This window comes from Pseudomonas oryzihabitans, from assembly GCF_032027545.1.
GTDB lineage: Bacteria > Pseudomonadota > Gammaproteobacteria > Pseudomonadales > Pseudomonadaceae > Chryseomonas > Chryseomonas oryzihabitans_F.
The window spans coordinates 272,824-294,918 of the sequence record NZ_JAVSJB010000004.1; the positions used below are offsets into that span (position 1 = coordinate 272,824).

The 22,095-nt window shown below is 65.7% G+C and carries 19 protein-coding genes and 1 pseudogene; 13 read left to right on the plus strand and 7 right to left on the minus strand.

Annotated elements, in window-relative coordinates; translation table 11 throughout:
* Nucleotides 1-86: 86 nt before the first annotated feature.
* The 4 genes from RND78_RS08605 to RND78_RS08620 all read left to right on the plus strand — a co-directional run bounded on the left by RND78_RS08605 (nucleotide 87) and on the right by RND78_RS08620 (nucleotide 4,342).
* Nucleotides 87-1,304: a serine hydrolase gene (locus RND78_RS08605; protein WP_312727766.1), complete on the plus strand. Its 1,218-nt coding sequence runs from the start codon at nucleotides 87-89 to the stop codon at nucleotides 1,302-1,304.
* Between the two features lie 101 nt (nucleotides 1,305-1,405).
* Nucleotides 1,406-2,704: an alginate export family protein gene (locus tag RND78_RS08610; protein ID WP_312727769.1), complete on the plus strand. Its 1,299-nt coding sequence runs from the start codon at nucleotides 1,406-1,408 to the stop codon at nucleotides 2,702-2,704.
* A 29-nt stretch (nucleotides 2,705-2,733) separates the two neighbouring features.
* Nucleotides 2,734-3,828 (plus strand): polyamine ABC transporter substrate-binding protein, encoded by a 1,095-nt coding sequence (locus RND78_RS08615; protein WP_312727771.1) that lies wholly within the window; start codon nucleotides 2,734-2,736, stop codon nucleotides 3,826-3,828.
* A complete protein-coding gene (locus RND78_RS08620) occupies nucleotides 3,818-4,342 on the plus strand; it encodes a DUF3237 domain-containing protein (RefSeq protein ID WP_312727773.1) in 525 nt (174 codons plus the stop codon). The genes RND78_RS08615 and RND78_RS08620 overlap by 11 nt, the downstream gene beginning before the upstream one ends.
* Nucleotides 4,343-4,606: 264 nt before the next feature.
* Here the strand turns inward: RND78_RS08620 and RND78_RS08625 are convergent, their stop codons facing one another.
* Nucleotides 4,607-5,704 carry a hybrid-cluster NAD(P)-dependent oxidoreductase gene (locus RND78_RS08625; RefSeq protein WP_312727775.1) on the minus strand — a complete coding sequence of 366 codons (1,098 nt, stop codon included), beginning with the start codon at nucleotides 5,702-5,704 and terminating at the stop codon, nucleotides 4,607-4,609.
* 328 nt (nucleotides 5,705-6,032) lie between these two features.
* Here RND78_RS08625 and gbcA point away from each other — a divergent pair, with 328 nt between their 5' ends.
* The 5 genes from gbcA (at nucleotide 6,033) to RND78_RS08650 (ending at nucleotide 12,016) form a co-directional block, all read left to right on the plus strand.
* Entirely contained in the window at nucleotides 6,033-7,325 is a 1,293-nt protein-coding gene (gbcA, locus tag RND78_RS08630; RefSeq protein WP_312727777.1) for a glycine-betaine demethylase subunit GbcA, read from the plus strand.
* Nucleotides 7,326-7,500: 175 nt separating this feature from the next.
* Nucleotides 7,501-9,126 (plus strand): methyl-accepting chemotaxis protein, encoded by a 1,626-nt coding sequence (locus RND78_RS08635; RefSeq protein WP_312727779.1) that lies wholly within the window; start codon nucleotides 7,501-7,503, stop codon nucleotides 9,124-9,126.
* Nucleotides 9,127-9,239: 113 nt separating this feature from the next.
* Nucleotides 9,240-10,865 (plus strand): methyl-accepting chemotaxis protein, encoded by a 1,626-nt coding sequence (locus RND78_RS08640; protein ID WP_312727780.1) that lies wholly within the window; start codon nucleotides 9,240-9,242, stop codon nucleotides 10,863-10,865.
* A gap of 97 nt (nucleotides 10,866-10,962) precedes the next feature.
* Nucleotides 10,963-11,595, plus strand: a complete 633-nt coding sequence (locus RND78_RS08645; RefSeq protein ID WP_312727781.1) for an HAD hydrolase-like protein — start codon at nucleotides 10,963-10,965, stop codon at nucleotides 11,593-11,595.
* Nucleotides 11,596-11,605: 10 nt separating this feature from the next.
* The gene (locus RND78_RS08650) at nucleotides 11,606-12,016 is read left to right on the plus strand and encodes a DUF2141 domain-containing protein (RefSeq protein ID WP_312727782.1); all 411 of its coding nucleotides are present in this window, start codon (nucleotides 11,606-11,608) and stop codon (nucleotides 12,014-12,016) included.
* A gap of 1,109 nt (nucleotides 12,017-13,125) precedes the next feature.
* On the opposite strand, the gene trpA is transcribed toward RND78_RS08650, so the two are convergent.
* Nucleotides 13,126-13,932, minus strand: a complete 807-nt coding sequence (gene trpA / locus RND78_RS08655; RefSeq protein ID WP_312727784.1) for a tryptophan synthase subunit alpha — start codon at nucleotides 13,930-13,932, stop codon at nucleotides 13,126-13,128.
* A complete protein-coding gene (gene trpB, locus RND78_RS08660) occupies nucleotides 13,929-15,137 on the minus strand; it encodes a tryptophan synthase subunit beta (RefSeq protein WP_312727786.1) in 1,209 nt (402 codons plus the stop codon). The genes trpA and trpB overlap by 4 nt, the downstream gene beginning before the upstream one ends.
* Before the next feature lie 92 nt (nucleotides 15,138-15,229).
* On the opposite strand from trpB, the gene RND78_RS08665 reads away from it, so the two are divergent.
* Nucleotides 15,230-16,126 (plus strand): LysR family transcriptional regulator, encoded by an 897-nt coding sequence (locus tag RND78_RS08665; RefSeq protein WP_312727789.1) that lies wholly within the window; start codon nucleotides 15,230-15,232, stop codon nucleotides 16,124-16,126.
* Between the two features lie 45 nt (nucleotides 16,127-16,171).
* On the opposite strand, the gene RND78_RS08670 is transcribed toward RND78_RS08665, so the two are convergent.
* Nucleotides 16,172-16,495, minus strand: a complete 324-nt coding sequence (locus RND78_RS08670) for a DUF883 domain-containing protein (RefSeq protein WP_312727792.1) — start codon at nucleotides 16,493-16,495, stop codon at nucleotides 16,172-16,174.
* A 219-nt stretch (nucleotides 16,496-16,714) separates the two neighbouring features.
* Here RND78_RS08670 and RND78_RS08675 point away from each other — a divergent pair, with 219 nt between their 5' ends.
* Both RND78_RS08675 and RND78_RS08680 read left to right on the plus strand, forming a co-directional pair.
* Nucleotides 16,715-16,930, plus strand: a complete 216-nt coding sequence (locus RND78_RS08675; protein WP_007160169.1) for a dodecin — start codon at nucleotides 16,715-16,717, stop codon at nucleotides 16,928-16,930.
* A 37-nt stretch (nucleotides 16,931-16,967) separates the two neighbouring features.
* Nucleotides 16,968-17,195, plus strand: coding sequence for a DUF1161 domain-containing protein (locus RND78_RS08680; protein ID WP_312727795.1), 228 nt, complete (start codon nucleotides 16,968-16,970; stop codon nucleotides 17,193-17,195).
* An 85-nt stretch (nucleotides 17,196-17,280) separates the two neighbouring features.
* Here RND78_RS08680 and hmpA read toward each other — a convergent pair whose 3' ends face one another.
* A complete protein-coding gene (gene hmpA / locus RND78_RS08685) occupies nucleotides 17,281-18,450 on the minus strand; it encodes an NO-inducible flavohemoprotein (protein ID WP_312727798.1) in 1,170 nt (389 codons plus the stop codon).
* 131 nt (nucleotides 18,451-18,581) lie between these two features.
* On the opposite strand from hmpA, the gene norR reads away from it, so the two are divergent.
* Nucleotides 18,582-20,120 (plus strand): nitric oxide reductase transcriptional regulator NorR, encoded by a 1,539-nt coding sequence (gene norR, locus RND78_RS08690; protein WP_312727801.1) that lies wholly within the window; start codon nucleotides 18,582-18,584, stop codon nucleotides 20,118-20,120.
* Nucleotides 20,121-20,369: 249 nt separating this feature from the next.
* Here the strand turns inward: norR and RND78_RS28215 are convergent, their stop codons facing one another.
* Nucleotides 20,370-21,233, minus strand: a complete 864-nt coding sequence (locus RND78_RS28215; protein ID WP_409457031.1) for a methyl-accepting chemotaxis protein — start codon at nucleotides 21,231-21,233, stop codon at nucleotides 20,370-20,372.
* A pseudogene (locus RND78_RS28220) lies at nucleotides 21,228-22,010 on the minus strand (Tar ligand binding domain-containing protein); the annotation flags it as partial. The pseudogene RND78_RS28220 and the gene RND78_RS28215, both read right to left, overlap by 6 nt.
* Nucleotides 22,011-22,095: the final 85 nt, after the last annotated feature.

A 22,095-nucleotide genomic window follows, 5' to 3' on the forward strand; every position in this document is an offset into this window, starting at 1 on the left:
GCAAAAATCTTTCACGATAAAATATTTTATTGACTAAAAAATTTAACCGAGACAAATTGGCTTCGTCCCTCGCAAGGAGAAGCCAGATGGACTCGTCTAGCCCACAAACCGCCGTCCTTGAGCTGATGCAGGGCTTTCCGCCGCCATCGGCGCAGCGGGTGACATGGAACAATTGGCTACGCCCGCCGTTCAACCGCTGGGGTCTCCAGCATCTCGACCAGTTGCGTCCGACCCTCGCCGTGCGGGCCGGCCAGGGCCCCGTGGCGTCCTTGGCCGCAGGTCCCGACCAGTTGCTGGACTATCGTTTCCAGGGTGTCCAGGGCGATTCGCTCGACCTGGCGCAGCATCTGCAAGACAGCTACACCGACGCCTTCCTGGTGCTCAAGGGCGATCGGATCCTCTGCGAGCGCTATTTCAACGGCCAGACGCCGGACAGCCGCCACATCATGTTCTCGGTCACCAAGTCCATGATCGGCACCCTGGCGGAACAGGCGCTGCTCCAAGGCGTGCTGTCGGCCGAGGCTCTGGCCGGCGATATCATCCCGGAGCTGGCCGGTAGCGCCTTCGCCGATGCCAGCGTGCGGCAGTTGCTGGACATGACGGTGGGCATCGCCTACGACGAGGTCTACGACGACCCGGCTTCCGCCAGTTCGCGCTATGGCTACGCCTGCGGCTTCGAGCCGGCGCCCGCCGGGCACGAGCAGCACGCCTCGCTCTACGAATACCTGCCCAGCCTGCAGAAGCGCGGCGAGCACGGTGCCGCCTTCCACTATGTCACCGCCTGCACCGAGGTACTGGCCTGGACCCTGGAGCGCGCCGGTGGTCGCTCCTGCGCCGCCCTGCTGGAAGACCTCTGGCTGCAGCTCGGCTGCCGCCGCGATGGCTTCTTCGTCGCCGACCCCTGGGGCCGGGCAGTGGCCGGCGCCGGTTTCGCCGCGACCCTGCAGGACATGGGCCGCTTCGGCCGACTGCTCGCCCATCGCGGCGCCCTGCCCGATGGCCGGGCCCTGCTCGACCCGGCGGTGATCGACGCCCTGTCCGCGGGCGGCGACGCAGCCCTCTATGCCAAGGACCTCGAGTTCGCCGAATGGACCCCCGGCGCCTCCTATCGCAGCCAGTGGTACGTGTTCCGTGAGGATCGCCCGGCACTGATGGCCGGCGGCATCCATGGCCAGTACCTCTATGTCGATCCGGCGACGCGCCTGGTGGTGGTCAAGCAGTCCTCCCTACCCAGTGCCAATACCGCAGCCGATATCGACACGGTGCGCCTGCTGCGCAGCCTTGGCGAGCACTTCGCTGATTAAAACCAAAGAACGATTTCCGCCGACCCCCTGGTCCGGCGGCTTGGCGCCCACTGGTGCCTTAACTGCCCTGCGACAAAAAAAGCAAACGACAGGAGCGATACATGAAGAAGAGATACGGTGCCCTCGCGCTGATTCTGCCTTTGGGCGGACAATCCCTAGCCGTTGCCGGCGAGACCTATCGATACGGTGACCTCGAGGTCACGCCGTCCCTCACCGCGGGCGCGGCCTCCATCAATGTGCGCGGTGCCCAGTTCGGCCAGGGGCAGCCCGACACCGGTGCCACCCGCCTGGACTGGCAGGAGTTCTTCCTCAAGCCGGGAGTCAACCTCGGTTATCAGGCGAACGAGGACCTGCGCTGGATAGCTGGCCTCTCGGCCGTCGGGGCGGCCACCCGGGGCGATGGCGATCCGGCCGGCTTCACCCGCAGTGGCGACCAGCGCCTGCACCTCGAAGAGTCCTTCGTCGGCGTCCAGACCGGGGACTGGCGCCTCACCGTGGGTCGGCAGAACTACCTGGTGGGCAGCGGCTTCATCGTCCAGGATGGCCGCGCCGACCTGGGCCGCGACGGCGCCTACTGGCTCGCCCCGCGCACCGCCTTCGACCGCGCTGGCGTGCTGGGCTGGAGTCACGATGCCTGGAAGGCGCAAGGCTTCACCCTGGGCGTGGCCGACGCCCTGGGCGGCGACTACCGGCTGAACGGCGGCAATCTCGACTACGACACCGGCCATGGCGTCGTCGGCGCCATGGCTTTCGGCGTCAGCGCCAAGACCCGCAACGCGATCCCGCGCGATGGCATGCGCGTCTACAACCTGCGCTGGCTCAACGCCTCGCCAGCCGGCTTGCCGGATCTCGCCCTCAGCGGCGAATACGCCTGGCAACGTGGCTCGGGCAATGGCCTGACCTACGACGGCAATGCCTGGTACGCCCAGGCCCAATATCAGTTCAAGGACCTACCGCTGCAGCCACAGCTCACCTACCGCTATGCGCACTTCTCCGGCGACCCTAATCCCAGCGATACCCGCCTATCCGGCTGGGACCCGTTGACCAAGGGCTACACCGACTGGGGTACCTGGCTAATCGGTGACGTGGTGGGCAACTACCTGCTGTTCAACAGCAACGAGAACGTGCACAGCCTGCACCTCAAGACGCGGCTCAACGAGAGCTGGGCGGTGGGCGCGCTGTACCACGCCTTCAGCCTGGACCAGAAGAACTTCCAGGGCCGGCCCGTCAGCGATCGCCGCTTCGCCGACGAGACCACCCTGTACCTGGAGTGGACGCCCACGCCGTCGCTCTATGCCGCCGTCGCCTACAACTGGGTCCAGGCCAAGCAGGCGGCGCGCGAGGTCCTGGGCGACGAGCGTTTCAGCGCCCTGGAAAGCTACGTCACCTACAAATTCTGAGCCGCTCCCCGCGCGCCTTCGGAGGCCGTATGCGTCATCTCACCCTGCTGTTGCTGTTGCTCTGCACCCTGCTCCGCCTTGATCCGGCTTTGGCCGAACAACGCGAGGTGCGTGTCTACAACTGGATCGAGTACCTGCCCAAGGACGTCATCAAGGACTTCGAGCAGCAGACCGGCATCCATGTCCAGTACGACGTCTTCGACAACGTCCAGACCATGGAGTCCAAGTTGCTCACCGGCAACTCCGGCTACGACGTGGTCTTCCCCTCTGCCAGCCAGCTGGGCAAGCTGATCAAGGCCAAGGCGCTGGAGCCGCTGGATCGGGCGCAGCTGCCGAACTGGAAGAATCTCGATCCGGCCTTCATGCAGCGGCTGGCGGTGAACGATGCCGACAACCGCTATGCGGTGCCCTATCTCTGGGGCACCACCCTGATCGGCTACAACGTCGCCAAGATCCACGAGATATTCGGGCCCGAGGTGCAATTCGACAGCTGGGACTTCATCTTCAAGCCGGAAAACCTCGCCAAGTTGAAGCAGTGCGGCGTCGCCTTCCTCGACGCCCCGGAAGAGATCCTACCCATCGCCCTGCACTACCTGGGCCTGCCGCCCAACAGCAGCAAGCGCGAGGACTATGCCAAGGCCCAGGCGCTGATGCTGAGCATCCGCCCCGATGTGCTGTACTTCAGCTCCTCCAAGTTTCCCGTCGACCTGGCCAACGGCGACATCTGCGTGGCGGTGGGCTGGTCCGGCGCCTTCACCCAGGCGCGCAACATGGCCAAGGCTGCCGGCAAGGGCATCGAGATCGCCATGAGCCTGCCCCGGGGCGGCACCCTGCAATGGGCGGATGTCATCGCCATTCCCCAGGGCGTGCGTCATCCCGCTGAAGCCCATGCCTTCATCGACTTCCTGCTACGTCCCGAGGTCATCGCGCGGATCAGTAACGCCTTGGAATACCCCAACCCGAACCTGCCGTCGCAGCCACTGATCGACGCCCGCCTGCGCAACGATCCGAACGTCTTCGTTCCAGCCGCGCGCCAGGCAGAGCTCTTCGTGCAGGAACCCGCGGATCTGGCGCTGGATCGGCTGAGAACCCGCACCTGGACGACCATCCGCAATGGCCAGTGAACCCCTTACCCGGCTGAGCGCCGCGCCTAGTCTAGCCCTGGAACGCTGCCTGACCCTGTTGGTGCGGATCGGCGAAGGCCAGTTGCTCGGCCGGTTGCCGGGCGCCGCCGGGGTGCGCATCAACTATCCGATCCTCGGCGGCTGCTTCGCGGTATTCGAGAGCGGTCGCCCGAGCGCCGAGGGTGAAGTGCTGCCGGGCGGCGAGGATCGCTTCCTGGAATGCGCCGACGGCCTTGGTCGGCTGGATGCCCGCTACAGCCTGAGGACCACCGGGGGCGTGCTGATCAACCTGCGCAACCGCGGCTGGCTGAACGTGACGCCAGCAGGACGCAAGCGGATGGACGAGGGCGACTGGCCGCTGCCGGAGGCGGAGTACCGCTGCCAGGGCACGCCGGAGTTCGAGGTAGGCGATGGGCCGCTGGGCTGGCTGGCGCGGGAAGCGTTCATCGCCCAGTGCCGCTATCCGGGGCAGAACGAAGTCCGGGTGGACGTCTATCGGATGCCGTCCAGGTAGCCGGGGCTAGGCGCAGTTCCTGGAAAGCGCTGACGCGGTTTTCCAGGCTACGGCTACGCGGCCAGATCGCGGCCATGGCGGTCCGCCGATGCGGCAGCTCCTACAGGACATCGAACCGCTGTAGGAGCGGCCCATGGCCGCGATCAACGCGTAGTCGCGTAGGGCGGACAACGGCGTAGCCTTGTCCGCCGAAACCAACCTCAGGCACCTGTGGAGACCGCTGTGCGGATTTCCAGGCTACGAAGCTCCACGGGCATCACGGCCTCAGAACTCGATCTGCACATCCCCCTGCGGGATGCTGCAGCAGGACAGGATGTAGCCTTCGGCTTCGTCTTCCTCGGTGATGCCGCCGTTGTGGTCCATGACCACCTCACCGCTCTTCTTGAGCACCTTGCAGGTGCCGCAGATGCCCATGCCGCAGGCCTTGGGAATGTGCAGACCAAGCTTGGCGGCGGCGCCGTGGATGGTCTCGCCGGGGCCGATGTTGACGCTCTTGCCGCTCTCGGTGAAGGAGATCAGGCACTGGGCTTCCAGCGGAACAGGTGGCAGATCGGCCGCGGCCTCGGCCTGCTCGGCAGCCTCGACCTTGGCTTCCGGCGGCGTCGCGCCGAAGGATTCCTCATGGTAGCGGGCCATGTCGAAGCCCAGCTCGCGGAGCATGGTCTTGACCGCGTTCATGTAGGGCGTGGGGCCGCAACAGAATATCTCGCGCTCGCGGAAGTCCGGGGCCATCAGCTCCAGCATGCGGCGGTCGAAATAGCCGCGGTAGCCGGCCCAGGACTCGCCGTGCTCGGTGCGCTCGCACACCAGGTTGAGCACGAAGTTGTCGATCCGCGACGCCATGTGCTCCAGCTCGTGGCGGTAGATGATGTCGCGCGGGGTGCGGGCGCTGTGCACGAAGACCATGTCGACGTTGGCGTTGGTATCGTAGAACCAGCGCGCCATGGACATCACCGGAGTGATGCCCACGCCGCCGGACAGGTAGAGCACCTTGTCGGCGGGGAAGTCGATGGCGTTGAACAGCCCCACCGGGCCGTGCACGGCCAGGGTGTCATTGACCCTCAGGTGGTCGTGCAACCAGTTGGATACCTGGCCACCCGGCACGCGCTTGACGGTGATGGAGAAGCTATAGGGCACCGAGGGCGAGCTGGAGATGGTGTAGGAGCGCATCACCTGCTGGCCGTTGATCTCCAGCTCCAGGGTGACGAACTGCCCGGGCTTGAAGAAGTACATCAGCGGGATTTCCGCGGTGAAGCAGAAGGTGCGCACGTCCCAGGTTTCCTGGATCACCTTGACGCAGCGCACGGGGTGGCGGCCATTGGTCCAGGTCTGGGTAGTAACGGGGTTGATGAAGGTATTCATGGCGCACCTCGACTGCCGCTCGGGCTATTGGCGGCGATTCTGTGAGGGCCCCACGACCGTCACTTTCCCAATCGCGACATCCACATGCCGATGGCGACCGGCCCAGCAATGACAAGGGCTGGGGCGTCGTGAACAGCGTCGGCCATGTCGCCCATGAGCAAGGCCTCCTCCCGGCTCCGGCCCCACACTCCGCCCCAAGCCGAACCTGAACAGCGCGCGACGGGCGAAGCACCGGGTCATTCGGCGGCCCCGCTCCGTCAGCCAACAGCCTTGCAATACCGTGACCAACCACTTTTCGCCACCCGCCGGGTGGCCACGAGGATGTACGATGGACGTCAGCACCTTGAGTTTGGGCGACCCTCTCGATCCGGCCCGCAAGGCCACGGCCGAGATGCTGCGCACCCGCGAGCGCACCTACTCCCTGCCCCAGCCGTTCTACAACGACGAGCGCCTGTTCCAGATCGACATGCAGGAGATCTTCGGCAAGGAATGGCTGATCGCCGGCATGACCTGCGAGATCCCCACCAAGGGCAACTTCATCACCCTGCAACTCGGTGACAATCCGATCCTGGTGGTCCGCGGCGCCGAAGGCAAGGTCCACGCCTTCCACAACGTTTGCCGCCACCGTGGTTCGCGCCTGTGCGTGAGCGACAAGGGCAAGGTCGCCAAGCTGGTCTGCCCCTACCACCAGTGGACCTACGAGCTGGACGGCCGCCTGCTGTTCGCCGGCAGCGAGATGGGCGCCGACTTCAACATGGCCGACTTCAACCTCAAGCCGGTCCACGTCAAGACCGCGGGGGGCTACATCTTCATCTCCCTGGCCGATGAACCGCCGGCCATCGACGAGTTCCTGCGTACGCTCGAGCACTACATGGAGCCGTACGACATGGAGAACACCAAGGTCGCGGTGCGTACCGACCTGGTCGAGCAGGCCAACTGGAAGCTGGTGCTGGAGAACAACCGCGAGTGCTACCACTGCAGCGGCTCCCACCCCGAATTGCTGAACACCCTGCTGGAATGGGACGACGTCACCGATCCCCGCGCCTCCCAGGCGTTCAAGGACCAGGTCGCGGCCTGTACCACGCGCTGGGACGCCGACAAGATCCCCTACGCCCATGCCAGCTTCGGCCTGCGCAACCGCATCGTGCGCATGCCGCTGCTCGCCGGCACCGTGTCCATGACCATGGACGGCAAGCAGGGCTGCCAGAAGCTCATGGGTCGCATCACCGATCCGGACCTGGGCTCCATGCGCATCCTGCACCTGCCGCACTCCTGGAACCACTGCATGGGCGATCACATCATCGTCTTCACCGTCTGGCCGCTGGGTCCGACCGAGACCGTGGTGACCACCAAGTGGCTGGTGCACAAGGATGCCGTGGAAGGCGTCGACTACGATCCGGTCAACCTGCGCAAGGTCTGGGACGCCACCAACGACCAGGACCGTCGCCTGGCCGAGGAAAACCAGCGCGGCATCAACTCCAGGGCCTACCAACCGGGCCCTTACTCAAAGACATACGAATTCGGCGTGATCAACTTCATCGACTGGTACAGCGAGCGCCTGCTCGACAACCTCGGTGAAGAGGCGCCGGCAGCGCATCTGCGCCAAGTGAGCGGCGACTGACGACAGCGGCGCTTGCCCCGCCCCCTGGAGCCGCAACGGCTCCAGGGGCCTGTCAGTAAACCGACTTTTGCGGAGTGCGGTTTTTTGACGCACCCTATTCCAGAGCCCTTCCTGCAAAACATCACATAAAGTTGTGAGCCTGATCACATTTTGAATCATCTTTCACAGGCTCATCATGACTCTCCGTTCACTGTCCATCGCTACCCGCAATCTGCTGTGTTTTGGCATCCTCGCGGCGCTCGTCGCTGCCCTCGGCCTGTTCGGCTGGTCCCAGCTGGCCCAGATCCGCCAGTTGGGACACCAGGTGGAGCAGCGCCACATCCCGATCCTGATCGAGACGGATAACCTGGGCCTGCTGCTGGCGCGGACCCGCATCGAGACCCTGCGCCTGCTGGCCATGCCCGATGCCGACATCCTGGCCAGCACCCGCAAGAAGCTGGATGGCCTGAGCACCGAGACCCAGGCCACCTTCGAGCGCTATCAGCAAGGGGTGCTGTCAGCGCAGAGCCGACAGGCGCTGGACGATCTGCGCCAGGTGCACCGCGAATACATGCAGGGCGTGCGACAACTGGCTGACCTGGCCGGCGCCGGCCAGCTGGCTGAGGCGCGCCAGGTGGTCCAGCAGAGCATGGCCCAGCTGGGTGCTCGGATGAACGCCAGCATCGAGACGCTGCGCAACGCGGTTCAGCAGGATATCGATACCGCCAGTAAAGAAGCCGATGCCGCCTATGGACGCTCCACCACCGTGACCTGGCTGGCGCTCCTGCTGGCCATGGCGCTCACCGGCCTGCTGGCCTGGCGCCTGACCCGCAGTATCGCCATCCCTATCGCCCAGGCGGTGGCTGCCGCCCGCACCATCGCCGCAGGCGATCTGACCCAGGCGCTGGACAGCCGCGGCAGCGACGAGGCGGCCCAGCTGCTGCAGGCCATGCAGCAGATGCAGAGCCAGTTGCGCGAGACTTTTGCGCATATCGGTGACTCCGCCAGCCAGCTGGCCTCCGCTGCCGAGGAGATGACCGCGGTGATGCAGGAAAGCGCCACCGGCCTGCAGCAGCAGAACAGCGAGATCGAGATGGCGGCCGCCGCCGTGACCGAGATGAGCCAGGCGGTGGAAGAGGTCGCCGGCAATGCCAGCTCGACCTCCACCGAATCGCGCCAGGCTGCCCAGACCGCCCGCCAAGGCCAGCGCCAGCTGGGCGAGACCCTCGGCGCCATCGAAACCCTCACCGAGCAGGTCCTTGGCGCCAGTGCCCAGGCCCGTGACCTGGAATCCCAGACCCGCGATATCAGCCAGGTGCTGGACGTGATCCGTGCGGTGGCCGAACAGACCAACCTGCTGGCGCTCAACGCCGCCATCGAGGCTGCGCGTGCCGGCGAGGCGGGTCGCGGCTTCGCCGTGGTGGCCGACGAAGTCCGCGCCCTGGCCCAGCGCACCGGAGACTCGACCAGCGAAATCGAAAAGATGATCGACAACATCCAGCAGGGTACCGGCCAGACCGTCGATGCCCTACTCAGCAGCGCCGACCAGGCCCGTCAGACCCGTGAGCAGGCCCAGGCGGCCAATGCCGGCCTGGTGGCCATCGCCGAGGCGGTCTCCGGCATCGACGAGCGCAACCTGGTGATCGCCAGTGCCGCCGAGCAGCAGGCCCAGGTGGCCCGTGAGGTGGACCGCAACCTGGTGCGCATCCGCGACCTATCGGTACAGACCGCAGCCGGCGCGGAGCAGACCCGCGCCGCCAGCCAGCAGTTGGCGGACCTGGCGGTCAGCCTCAGCGGGCGGGTCCAGCGCTTCCAGTTCTGACCGTCGCCCAGCGCCAACAAGCAGTCACTTGTCATTTTTTGCGACGAGTGACCGTCAAGTCACGTGGGCGACAGCCGCTATAGGAGGCCTCACTTTCCACCGGGGCTGTCGCCATGACCTTCCGATCCTTTTCCATCGCCATCCGCAGCCTACTCTGCTTCGGCCTCCTCGCCGTGCTCGTCGCCAGCCTGGGGGTATTCGGCCTGCTGCAGCTGTCGCAGATCCGTACCCAGGGTCTCGAGATCGAGACCAACAACGTGCCCAGCATCGTCGAGGCCGACAACCTCGCCCTGCAACTGGCCCGTACCCGGGTCGAGGTGTTGCGCCTGCTGGCGATCCCGGACGCCGCGACCGTCGCCGCCACGCGCAAGAAGATCGACGGCATCAATGCCGACATCGAAGCCGGTTTCGGTCGCTATGAAAAGCTCCTTAGCGCTGATCGCGAGCGCCAGGCCTTCGATGCCCTGCGTCAGATCCATCGCGACTATGTCCGCTACACCGGCCAGCTCGCCGACCTGATCAGTGCCGGCAAGCTCGACGAGGCACGCAGCCTGATCCAGAGCAACATGGCCCAGCTCGGTACCCAGATGAACGAGCGTACCGAAGCCCTGCGCAAGATCAACCAGGAAGACATCAAGGCCGCCTCCCAACGCTCCGGTGACACCTATGCCGAAGCCAAGTCGATCACCTGGATCGTCATCGCGCTGGCCCTGGGCCTGACCGTACTGCTGGCCTGGCGCCTGACCCTGAGCATGACCCGCCCCATCGCCCAGGCCGTCGACGCCGCCAAGACCATCGCCAGTGGCGACCTGACCCAGGCCCTGGATACCCGCGGCCACGACGAAGCCGCCCAGCTGCTGCAGGCCATGCAGCAGATGCAGACCAACCTGCGCGATACCCTGGCGCACCTGGGCCACTCCGCCGTGCAGCTGGCCTCGGCCGCCGAGGAGATGACCGCGGTGATGCAGGAAAGCGCTACCGGTCTGCAGCAGCAGAACAGCGAGATCGAGATGGCGGCCACCGCCGTCACCGAGATGAGCCAGGCGGTGGACGAGGTGGCCGGCAACGCCACCTCCACCTCCTCCGAATCGCGCCAGGCCGCCGATACCGCCCGCCAGGGGCAGCGCCAGCTGGGCGATACCCTGGGCGCCATCGAGGTGCTGACCGAAAACGTGTTGGGCGCCAGCGAACAGGCCCGCCAGCTGGCCGAGCAGACCCGCAACATCAGCCAGGTGCTGGACGTCATCCGCTCGGTGGCCGAGCAGACCAACCTGCTGGCGCTCAACGCCGCCATCGAGGCGGCTCGCGCTGGCGATGCCGGTCGCGGCTTCGCCGTGGTGGCCGACGAGGTGCGGGCCCTGGCCCATCGCACCGGCGAGTCCACCCGCGAGATCGAAGGCATGATCGGCAGCATCCAGCAGGGCACCGGCCAGACCGTCGACGCGCTGCTGACCAGCGCCGACCAGGCCCGTCAGACCCGTGAGCAGGCGCAATCCGCCAACGCTGCCCTGGCCGCCATTGCCCAGTCGGTCTCCGGCATCGACGAGCGCAACCTGGTGATCGCCAGTGCCGCCGAGGAACAGGCCCAGGTGGCCCGTGAAGTGGACCGCAACCTGGTACGCATCCGCGACCTCTCGGTGCAGACCGCGGCCGGTGCCGAGCAGACCCGCGCCGCCAGCCAGCAGCTCTCCGAGCTGGCGGTGGAACTCAACGGCCAGATTCGCCGCTTCCGCGTGTGATCCACCCGGCAGGGGCGCCCGCCCCTGCCCTTGCTGCGGTAGCAAAAGCCCGAGGCGCCCGCTACGCTGGCGCCTTCGCCAGCCGCGTCCTCCTTGCATGAGCTACCGCTACGTCATCTTCGACTTCGACGGCACCCTGGCGGACAGCCTGCCCTTCCTGCTGAGCTGCCTCGGCGAGCTGGCACGCCACCACGGCTTTCGCGAACCGGCTGCGGACGAACTGCCCCGGCTGCGCGCCGCCTCTCTCCCCGGCCTGCTGGACAGCCTGCGCATCCCCTGGTGGAAAGTACCCCGCATCGCGCGCCATTATCGTCGCCTGCTGGCCCAGCGCGGCGACACTGTCGCGCCCTTCCCTGAGATTCCGGTCGCCCTCGAACAGCTGAGCGTCGCCGGTCTGCACCTGGGCCTGGCGACCTCCAATTCCGCCACCAGCGTGCACCAGGTGCTGCCCGAGGCGGCGCGGCTGTTCAGCGATGGCGAATACGATATTCCCCTGCTCGGCAAGGCCCGACGCCTGACCCGCCTGCTCCGGCGGCAGGGTATCGCCGCGCGCGATTCGCTCTATGTCGGCGATGAGTTGCGCGATCTCGAAGCCGCGCGGCGCGCCGGTCTCGCCTGTGCGGCCGTGGCCTGGGGCTATGGTTGCCCGGCAACGCTACGCGCCCAGGCGCCGGATCTCTTCTTCGAACGACCGGCCGACCTGCTGCGGCTGACGTCCTCCCCCTCCTGAAGGAAAGCCTATGAAGTCTCTGTTGCTGGTGTCTGGTCTCTGCCTGAGCGGTCTGCTGCAGGCGGCCGAATTGCAGGTGCGGGTGGCAACGGTGGATGGCTCCGGTGGCCATCTGCTGCTGGCCGTGTTCGCCAGCGACGAGGCCTGGAAGGAACACAAGGCGCCGGTCGCCCAGGCCCATATCGCTGCCCAGCCCGGGGCCCAGGACTATCGCTTCGAGCTGCCACCGGGGCGCTATGCCGTCTCGGTGATCCACGACAGCAACGACAACCAGCAGCTGGATACCAACTTCATCGGCATGCCCACCGAACAATACGGCTACAGCAACAATCCCCCGTTGCGCATGCGTATGGCCACCTACGAGGAATGCGCCTTCGTCCTACCGGCGGAAGGCCTGCGGCAGCAGGTGACCCTGCGTTAGCCATTCCCGTCGTGCACAGGCTTCCAAACAGAAAACCCACAGAGTTATCCACAACCTGGTTTAGCGGCGAAAGCTCTCTTGACCACTGAGCAAGCGTGGATAACTCCTTACAAAATCAAGAAAAAATCCTTGACGTACTATTACCCCAGATATTGATCAAAATTTGATCAATACGCTGCAAGGCCCATGGCGACTGGCCTCCAGCCTTGAGCGAACATCCTATCCACAGCCCTATGCAGTTCTATTGTGGGTTGTGGAAAAACGCAAAAGCAGCACTGATCATTTTTTGTACGATCCTCTACAGGCCTTGCCAGGCCTGGCATCGGCAGCAGGTCCCACATCTTTTCCACAAGCCCGCACACAGTAGATGTGGGCAAACCGCCTCATCTGCCGAGGACGGAGCGCCCTGGAACCGGCAGCGGAAATCGATCATTTTTTGCACAGATTCCCAGGCAGGCACCCGAGAAGACTTGCCGACAACTTGCCCCAGGCTTATCCACAGCCTTTACCTCTCAGGCAAGGACGAAAAACCGAGTCAGAACTCGGTGACGCGACTTTCGCGATAATCGATCAACAACTCGAAAGCTGACAAAAGCCTTCTATGCCAAGGCCTTGCTCCGATGGCGAACAGACTGTTCACAGGGTTATGCACAGGCCTGCTGGAGTACAGACACAATGAAGACCGCCTGAGAGGCAATGCCGATCGGTTGGGCCTTCGCCTAGCGAGTCGGCAAGGCATGGGTGGCTATGTGCTGACGGATGAAGCTTGGATCTGGCTTTAGGCCTGCTAGCGCGCCCTGGGCCGCTCCTACGGTTACGCCGGAGGCTGTAGGAGCGGCCCAGGGCCGCGATAAGACTGTTGCTCCTACAAAAAGCACGCTGTACCTGTAGGAACGGCCGCAACGGCGGACCGCCATGGCCGCGATAGGTAGAGGTCCTGAACAGCCTGGCATTGCCCCATGCCGATCAGTAAAAAAAGCCGCGTTCTCGTGAAGAGAACGCGGCGTTTTTGGTGGTCATCAGGGTAGCTGGAAGCTCAGTGCAGACTGCGATCGATGCTTAACTGACTGGCATCACGCCTGAGCGATCCTTTTTGTTGCGGCTACACCTCAGCGAGCGGTACGTACGCTTTCCGACAGCTGCCGGCAGAGACCCAGCACGCCATCGATGGCCGCGCCGCTGGAGTCGGCCTTGGCGATCTGGTCCACCAGGGCCGAACCCACCACCACGCCATCGGCGAGCTGGGCGATGACGCGCGCCTGCTCTGGCGTACGGATACCAAAACCCACCGCGAGAGGCAGGTCGGTGAAGCGGCGCAGGCGCGCTACCGCAGCCTCGACGTGCTCGGTGGTGGCCGAGCCGGCCCCGGTCACGCCAGCGACGGAGACGTAGTAGACGAAACCCGAGCTGGTGTTGAGTACCCGCGGCAGGCGGGCGTCGTCGGTGGTCGGGGTGGTCAGGCGGATGAAGTCGATGCCCGCGGCCTGGGCCGGCAGCGCCAACTCGGCGTCGTGCTCCGGCGGCAGGTCGACCACGATCAGGCCGTCCACGCCGGCTTCCGCGGCCTCGGCCAGGAAACGCTCCACGCCATAACGATGAATGGGGTTGTAGTAGCCCATCAGCACCAGCGGCGTCTCCCCTTCCTCACGACGGAAGTCGCGCACCATCTCCAGGGTCTTGGCCAGGTTCTGCCCGGCATGCAGGGCGCGCAGGGCGGCGGCCTGGATGGCCGGGCCATCGGCCATGGGATCGGTGAAGGGCATGCCCAGCTCGATCACGTCGGCGCCCGCGGCCGGCAGGCCCTTGAGGATCGCCAGGGAAGTGGCGTAGTCCGGATCGCCGGCGGTGGTGTAGGTGACCAGGGCCGCGCGGCCCTCGGCCTTCAACGCGGCGAAACGGGTTTCCAGGCGGCTCATAGCGCGTCTCCCAGGTGGCTCATCACGGTTTGCATGTCCTTGTCGCCGCGGCCCGAGAGGCAGATCACCATGAGGTGGTCCTTGGGCAGGTGCGGAGCGCGCTTATAGGCTTCGGCCAGGGCATGGGCGGATTCCAGCGCCGGGATGATGCCTTCCAGACGGCAGGTCTGGTGGAAGGCCTTGAGGGCCTCGTCATCGTTGATCGGCACGTACTCGACCCGCTGCACGTCGTGCAGGTGGGCGTGCTCCGGGCCGATGCCGGGATAGTCCAAGCCGGCGGAAATGGAGTGGGCATCGATGATCTGGCCATCGTCGTCCTGCAACAGGAAGGTCCGATTGCCGTGCAGCACGCCGGGCACGCCACCGTTGAGGCTGGCGGCATGCTTGCTGGTGGTAACGCCATGACCACCGGCTTCGACGCCAACGATGGCCACGTCTGGATCGTCGAGGAATTCATGGAACAGGCCCATGGCGTTGGAGCCACCGCCGACGCAGGCGATCAGGCTGTCGGGCAGGCGTCCTTCCTTCTCCAGGATCTGGGCGCGGGTCTCGCGACCGATCACCGCCTGGAAGTCACGGACCATGGCCGGATAGGGATGCGGACCGGCCACGGTACCGATCAGGTAGAAGGTGTCGGCGACGTTGGTCACCCAGTCGCGCAGGGCCTCGTTCATGGCGTCCTTGAGGGTGCCGGTGCCGGCGGTGACCGGGATCACCTCGGCGCCCAGTAGCTTCATGCGGAAGACGTTGGCCTGCTGGCGATCGATGTCGGTACTGCCCATGTAGATGACGCAGGGCAGGCCGAAACGCGCGGCCACGGTAGCGGTAGCCACCCCGTGCATGCCGGCGCCGGTCTCGGCGATGATGCGGGTCTTGCCCATGCGCTTGGCCAGGAGGATCTGGCCGATGCAGTTGTTGATCTTGTGCGCGCCGGTGTGGTTCAGCTCTTCGCGCTTGAGGTAGATCTTGGCGCCACCGAAGTGCTCGGTGAGGCGCTCGGCGAAATACAGCGGATTGGGTCGGCCGACGTAGTCACGCTGGAAGTAGGCCAGCTCTTCGAGGAACGCCGGGTCGTGCATGGCGGTCTCGTATTCGCGCTGCAGATCGAGGATCAGCGGCATCAGGGTCTCGGCGACATAGCGGCCGCCGAACTGGCCGAACATGCCTTGGGCGTCGGGGCCCTGGCGATAAGCGAACTGGTTCATGAGGTTCTCCTGCGAAGATGGCTCCACCTTACTCGCTTGAGCGCTGGCGATAAATCGATAAGATCGCGATGATCCGTCAGGAAATCTCACAGATGAGCGATTCTCGCGAGTTACCGCCGTTGAATGCCCTGCGGGCCTTCGAGGCCACAGCACGCCTGGGTGGCATGAGCCGCGCCGGTGATGAGCTGCACGTGACCCATGGCGCCGTGAGTCGGCAGATACGTGTGCTGGAGGAACAGCTCGGGGTCGCCTTGTTCCGCCGTGAAGGACGGGGGCTGGCACTGACCGAGGCCGGCCAGCGACTGCGCGAGGTGAGCGCCGAGACCTTCGCCCGGCTGCGCGAGGTGTGCGCGGAACTCAAGGCCGGCAGTCGCCAGGGACCCTTCGTGCTGGGGTGCCCGGGCAGCCTGGTTGCCCGCTGGTTCATCCCGCGGCTGGATCGCCTCAACCGGGATCTACCCGAGCTGCGGCTGCACCTGTCGACCCGCACCGATGATACCGAGCTGCACGCCGCCGGCCAGGACGCCACCCTGCTGTTCGCCGAGAGCGATCCTCCCGCGGAAGTCCGCGCCTATCACCTGGCACCCGAGCGCATAGGGCCGGTGCTGAGCCCCTACTGTCCGGCCTATCTGCGGCTGAAGGAAGGCAAGCTGTCGGCGCTGCGAGCGGAGCGGTTGTTGCACACCCTGTCGCGCCCCCAGGCCTGGCCGCAATGGTTCGCCTTGCAGGGCGTGGCCACGCCAGAGCTGAAGTACGGGCAGGGCTTCGAGCACCTCTATTACCTGCTGGAGGCAGCCCTGTCGGGACTGGGGGTGGCGATCGCGCCGGAACCCCTGGTGGTGGCTGATCTCAAGGCAGGGCGGCTGGTGGCGCCTTGGGGTTTTGCAGACACTGGCGCGGAGCTGGCGTTGTGGGCGCCTGGCCGGCTGGTGGATGAGCGGGTGGAGCGCTTGGCGGCCTGGCTCGAGGCGGAGCTGGCCGAAAGCTGAATTGCCAGGCGGAAGGCATCCAGGAGGATGCCCTCGCTGAGGCTATCAGTGATCGCCGCGCAGCAGTGCCCAACCGACCAGGATGGTCACGCCAGCGGCGATGCCGACGGTGGCCCAGGGATGCTCACGCGCGACGCCGGTGGCAGCGCGACCGTACTGGCGGGTCAGGCGGCGCACGTCGTCGTAGACCTCTTCCAGGGAATCACCGGAATGATTCAGCGCCTCGCGGGCGGTGTTCTTGAAGGAATGCAGGCTGCTCCGGGATTCGCGGGCCGCAGTCTTCTTCAGGGATGCCAGCGAGTCGAGCAGGCTGCTGATTTCATTCTCGATGCTGGCGATGGACGCCTGGTAATCGGTGTTACGGGCCATGACAACCTCCTGAGGTGGACGGATTCAGGAAATGTGACTGCCAAGCCGCTTGAAAGTGCAGCAAAGCCTTGCGCGAGAGCCCGGGCAGTGAACTTATCGGGGCTTTTCGCGGCCTGAAACGACAGCGGCACCTTTCCCGGCGAGTCGACCGCGACACCGGTCAATGCGTTGCCAACCGTAGGTTGCAACGCCCGTCATTGCTGACTCAGGAGATTGTTCATGTCCGATCACCACACCTACAAGAAGCTGGAAATCGTCGGCTCCTCCACCACCAGCGTCGAAGACGCCATCAACAACGCCCTGGCCGAGACCGCCAAGTCGGTGAAGAACCTCGAATGGTTCGAAGTCGGCGAGATTCGTGGTCATATCCAGGACGCCAAGGTGGCGCATTATCAGGTCACCCTGAAGATCGGCTTCCGTATCGAAGCCAGCTGAGCCGTAATCCCTCTCCCCCCGCAAAAGGACAGGCAAGATGCGTAGACTCGTGATGACCCTCGGTTTGTTGGCCCTGAGCGGCGGCGCTTTCGCCGCAGGCACCTCGTGCGACACGGTCAAGGCCGATATCGATGCCAAGCTGCAAGCCAAGCACGTGGCGAACTATAGCCTCGAGGTGGTGGACAAGGGCAGTGCCACGGCAGCCGCCAAGGTCGTGGGCAGCTGTGAGGCCGGTAGCAAGGACATCGTCTACCAGCGCCGCTAGATCCGGCTGGAGGCGCTGCCGCCCGGTGGCGCTTTTCGTCTGCCGGTGAAACGCCCGCTACCTCCTGGTCGCGGGCGTTTCCTTTTCAGAGATCCGTGGCAGGTCCGAAGAACTCGTGGCGGATCTGCCCTCGCGGTACCCCCAGCTCGAGCAGATCGCGGCGCACCTGGGCCATGAACGGCTGCGGGCCCAGGACATAGGCGTCCAGGTCACGCTCCTTGGGCAGCCAGCGCTGCAGGCGCAGCAGATCCAGGCGCGATGCCAGGGCCTCGCCCGCCACCGGCTGGCTGTAGCAGAAATACAGCTGCAGCTGCGGGTGGTGGGCGGCGAGCTCTTCCAGCCAGTGACCGAAGGCCTGCGCCCCGGGATGGCGCGTGCAGTGGATGACCTGGATCGGCCGCCCACTGGGCAGCGCCGCCGAGACCATCGGCAGCAAGGGTGTGATACCCACGCCGCCGGCGATCAGCAGCAGCGGCTTGGTCGACTCCTGCAGGACGAACTCCCCGGCTGGCGCGAAGACCTGCAGCACAGTGCCTTCATGGGCCTCGCTGTGCAGGAAGCGCGAGACCAGGCCACCCGGCTGGTGCTTGACGCTGATTCGATAGCCCTGACCACTGCTGGCCGCCGAGATCGAATAGTTGCGGCGGTATTCGACGCCCTCCAGGGTGATGCTCAACCCCAGGTACTGGCCGGGTTGGGCGATGCTGGTCGGCAGGCCGTCCACCGGCTCCAGGTAGAAGGAGCTGATTTCCTCGCTTTCCGGTTCGATCCGCGCGATGCGGAACGGCCGGGCGCCGCGCCAGCCACCGGCGGCCTCGGCCTGGGCCGCGTATTTGCGCTCCTCGGCCCCGATCAGGATATTGGCCAGCTGGCCATAGGCAGCGGCCCAGGCGTCGATCACCGCGTCGCTGGCGACTTCGGCCCCGAGCACCTCGCGGATGCTCTGCAGCAGGGCGATACCGACCAACGGATAGTGATCCGGCTGGACCTGCAGCGAGACGTGCTTGTTGACGATCTGCTCGACCAGCGGCTCCAGGGTATCCAGTCGCTCGATGTTCCGGGCATACATCAGGACCGCCCGCGCCAGCGCCCGGGCCTGGGCACCGCTGGCCTGGTGGGCGCCATTGAACAACGGGCGGATCTCGGGATTGTCGCCGAGCAGCTTGTCGTAGAAATGCCGGGTCAGGTCCTCACCACCCGTTTCCAGCAGCGGGATGGTGGCCTTGATGATGGCTCTTTGGTCGGATGACGGCATGGCAGGAATCTCCAAACAGGACTGCCCTGCTCTTTTCATGAGTCATGCCAGGTGAAAAGTCGCGCCAATACAGGCTTTTACCGGAGTGCCAGGTCATAATGACCAGGTCCCCGTGACTCCCTGAGGTCAAATTGACTATCCCTACCCTGCTCGAAGTGATGATCCCGCTGGTCGCCGATCTGGCCCGCGACCTGCCCGATCAGCAGCGCTATGCCACCCTGCTGGCGGCGCTGCGCAAGATCCTGCCCTTCGATGCCGTAGCCCTGCTGCGCCTGGAAGGCGAGGTACTGGTGCCCCTGGCGGTACACGGCCTCAATGCCGATACCCTGGGCCGACGCTTCAAGGTCGCCGAGCATCCGCGCCTGGCGTTGCTGCTGGCGAGTCGCACCCCTACCCGCTTCGCCGCCGACTGCGACCTGCCCGATCCCTATGACGGCCTGGTGGAAGGCCTGCATGGGCAGTTGGTGGTCCATGACTGCCTGGGCTGTCCGCTCTATGTGCAGGACCAGCTCTGGGGTCTGCTGACCCTGGATTCGCTGCAGGCGCAGAATGCCCAGCCCCAGGATCTCACCACCCTCGCCGCCTTCGCCGGCCTGGCGGCGGCCACCGTGGCGGCGGCCGAGCGCATCCGCCAGCTCTCCGTACGCCTGGTCAGCGAGCACGAACTGGCCCTGGCCTACCAGCAATCGGTGGGGCACCAGCGACCCCGGGAACTGATTGGCCAGAGTCCGGCCAGCCAGCGCCTGCGCCAGGAGATCGAGACGGTGGCGGCCAGCGACCTGACGGTACTCATCACCGGCGAGACCGGCGTTGGCAAGGAGCTGGTGGCCGAGGCGGTCCACGCCCGCTCGCGGCGCCAGCAGCGGCCGCTGATCAGCCTCAATTGCGCGGCCCTGCCCGAGGCCCTGGTGGAAAGCGAGCTGTTCGGCCATGCCCGGGGCGCCTTTTCCGGCGCGGTCAGCGAGCGCCGTGGCCGCTTCGAGCTGGCCGATGGCGGCACCCTGTTCCTCGACGAAGTGGGCGAGTTGTCTCTCGCCGCCCAGGCCAAGCTGCTGCGGGTGCTGCAGAGCGGTCAACTGCAACGCCTGGGCACGGATCGCGAACTCATCGTCGATGTGCGCATCGTGGCGGCGACCAATCGCGACCTGGCCGAGGCGGTGCGCGCCGGGCGCTTCCGCGCCGATCTCTATCACCGCCTGAGCGTCTATCCGCTGCTGGTACCACCGCTGCGCGAGCGTGGCCGCGACGTGCTGCTGCTGGCCGGCTTCTACCTGGAGCAGAATCGCGCGCGCCTGGGGCTGCGCGGCCTGCGGCTGGCCCCGGCGGCGCAGCGGACGCTGCTGGCCTACGCCTGGCCGGGCAACGTTCGCGAGCTGTCCCACCTGATCAGCCGGGCAGCGCTCAAGGCCAACGCCGAAACCTCGGAAGTCGGCGGCATCCTGACCCTGGACAACGATCAGCTCGGCCTGCCGGTGGCCGCCGCGGCCCTGCCCGTGGCCGACGAGCAGGACAGCGGCACCACCTTGCGCGATGCCACCGACGCCTTCCAGCGCCAGACCATCACCCTGGCCCTGGAACAGCACCAGCAGAACTGGACGCTGACCGCCGCGGCCCTGGGGCTTGACCGCGCCAACCTCGCCCGGCTGGCGAAGCGGCTGGGGCTGAGATGAGGACTTGAAGCCTGTGCAAAGTCTCGCGAGCTGTAGCCAAACAAGGCGCAACGACCAAAGGGAGTAACAGCCAATGGCTGGCCCGCAGGGTGAGCGCCAGCGAATCAAAGGGCTGAGGAAGCGGATCGGACCCGCGCTCGGGTTTACGAGGGGTAAATGAGCATTGCGTCGGGGCCCCCAGGCGGGACTGGCCTTCCAGGGCCTTTTCAACGCCGTTTGGCCGACGCGCAGCAGATTTTGAACAGGCTCTTAGAGGCGGAACCGCGCTACCAGTCCGGTAAAGACATCGGTCACCTGCAGCAGCTCCTTGCTGGCCTGTCGCGTCTGCTGGGCAACCGTCGCGGTCTGGTTCGACAGTTGCTGGATGTTGTTCAGGTTGCGATCCACTTCGTGCGCCACCTGCGCCTGCTCCTCCGCAGCGCTGGCGATGACCAGATTGCGCTCGTTGATGTCACTCACCATCTGGGTGATTTGTGCCAGGGCCTGGTCCGCCAACCGCGCGGCGCCCTGAGTATCCTGGATCAGTCCCTGGCTATCGCCCATGGCACGGACCGCCTGCACGGCGCTCTGCTGCACGCCGCCGATCATCCGCTCGATCTCCCCGGTGGACGCCTGGGTCCGGGCGGCCAGGGCCCGGACTTCATCGGCCACCACGGCGAAGCCCCGGCCCTGATCACCGGCCCGGGCCGCCTCGATGGCCGCGTTCAGGGCCAGGAGATTGGTCTGCTCGGCGATACTGCGGATGACGTCCACCACGCTGCCGATGCTGTCCACCTGCCCGGCGAGTTGCTCGACCGTGGCACTGGACGACCCCAGGCCCTGACTCAGGCCGTCGATGGCCCCGACAGCCTCCTGCACCCGAGCCCGCCCGGTCTCGGCACCCTGATTGGCGTTGCGCGTGGCTTCGGAGGTGGACACCGCATTGCGGGCGACCTCTTCCACCGCAGTGGTCATCTCGGTCACAGCCGTGGCTGCCTGCTGGATTTCATCATGCTGCCGCTCCAGTCCCTGGACGCTCTCGTCGGTGACTCTATCGAGGCCGCCAGCCGCCGTCGCCAGGCGTTTGGCGGCGCCGGTGATTTCCTGCAGGGTGAGCTTGAGCTGCTCCTGCATGCGCTCCAGCGCCTGCAGCAATTGCCCTGGTTCATCACGGCGGGAACTGCGGATCACCCCGCTCAGATCGCCTTCGGCGATGCGGCGCGCGGTCGTCACGGCGACGCCGATGGGCGCCGTGATGGAGCGGGTGATCAGCAGTCCCAGACCGATCGCCACGACGAAGGCGATGCCGATCCCGGTATAGAGCTCGGACTTGACGCTGTCGGCGGTGATGGCCGCCTGCTCGGCACCGGCACCGATCTGCTGATTCTTGAGTGCGCTCAGCTTGTCGAAGGTGTCCATCACTTGCAGATAGAGGGGAAAGAACTCGTTACGCAGGATGTCGGGCACCCCCGCCAGGTCGCTCGCGGCCAGTGCCGCGAGGACCTTCGCCGAACTGGCCTGGTAGGCCGACCACTGGGCTTCGAGCGGTGCACCCAGCGCGCGCTCGTCCCCCTGCAGCGGCAGGGCGCGATAGCTGGCGATGGTCTGTTCGCTGGTCCGCCGGTAGCTTTCCAGCTCGGTCAAGGTCTCCGCGATCTCGCTCTTGGGCGCCCCGCCAAAGGTCATCGACAGCACCACGTAGACGTCGCGGTTGTGGGAAATGGCCGCGGCCTTGGCCTCGGCGACCTTGGCATAGGACATCAGGTCGTGGGCGAACACCTGCTGCAGGTCGTTGGACAGCCGCGTAGTCCCCAGACTACCCAACCCCCCGATGACCAGGGTGATGAGCGCACAACTGACGAAGGCGATCTGTAGCTTCAGACCCAACCGCAGATGGGAAAACCATTCCATTGGAAAGCCTCGCGACCGCCCGAGCGGCAAGGGAGATGAAAGCTCGATGGTTAATCTTGCCTAATTAGTTAACACCTTTAATTAG